This window comes from Xenorhabdus innexi, from assembly GCF_002632485.1.
In the GTDB taxonomy this organism is placed as follows: domain Bacteria; phylum Pseudomonadota; class Gammaproteobacteria; order Enterobacterales; family Enterobacteriaceae; genus Xenorhabdus; species Xenorhabdus innexi.
On the sequence record NZ_NIBU01000223.1, the window covers coordinates 1 to 695 of the forward strand.

Here is a 695-nt window from a genome sequence, read left to right on the forward strand (position 1 = left end):
CATAGTGGGATAAATTATGTGACACCGGGCCAACGGCACAGAGGCGAAGACAAAGTCATTTTAACACAGCGGGATGGCGTTTATCGCCAGGCTAAACTCGCCTCTCCGGAACGCTGGTCGCGCAGCACCAGAAACTGGCAATGGGTAGAAACAGTGACGCTGAATCCTGAACGAGAACAACAGGCCGCTTAAATTCATTAATGGTGCCAACTATGTTGACAATTACCGCAATCTCTCATGGCAAACTATCACCACGTGTTTCTACATCCGGTGCTGATGCTATTACCTATAATATGCGCCGTGCCCAGATAGGCATGAATAAACATTTTTACGAAAATGATCAGGGTCTAGTGGTGTATTCTGCAATTAATGACATCACTTTGTATTCCCACGGTAAAGCCACTTAAAAGGTTTAGCTAATACCCGGTTGTAATATTCGATATATTTTAAAATGCATGTCCGTAATATCGCTTTGCTGCTGACGGAAAGCCGCCTGAGCAAATGTCGGGAGACCAGACTGAACCAACATTCAATTTGATTTAACCAGGAAGCGTGTTTGGGGGTATAAACGAATCGGATCCGATGTGTCGGGTCTGAGAGGCTATTCAGTATTTTTTCTGCGCAGCAGTAAGACAAGGAATGCCAGATTGACGAACTGGAGACTGGTATTCAAATCTCCCTCGCAGTTCTTCCAC

2 protein-coding genes and 2 pseudogenes are annotated in these 695 nt (G+C 45.3%); 2 read left to right on the forward strand and 2 right to left on the reverse strand.

Annotated elements, in window-relative coordinates; translation table 11 throughout:
* A pseudogene (locus Xinn_RS22345) lies at window positions 1-192 on the forward strand (IS3 family transposase); the annotation flags it as partial.
* Between the two features lie 20 nt (window positions 193-212).
* Entirely contained in the window at window positions 213-407 is a 195-nt protein-coding gene (locus Xinn_RS21230; protein WP_099137838.1) for a hypothetical protein, read from the forward strand.
* On the opposite strand, the gene Xinn_RS23660 is transcribed toward Xinn_RS21230, so the two are convergent.
* Both Xinn_RS23660 and Xinn_RS21240 read right to left on the reverse strand, forming a co-directional pair.
* The gene (locus tag Xinn_RS23660) at window positions 376-636 is read right to left on the reverse strand and encodes a transposase (protein WP_169923652.1); all 261 of its coding nucleotides are present in this window, start codon (window positions 634-636) and stop codon (window positions 376-378) included. The two genes, Xinn_RS21230 and Xinn_RS23660, sit on opposite strands and share 32 nt — an antisense overlap.
* Window positions 602-695: pseudogene (locus Xinn_RS21240) on the reverse strand (IS5/IS1182 family transposase); the annotation flags it as partial. The pseudogene Xinn_RS21240 and the gene Xinn_RS23660, both read right to left, overlap by 35 nt.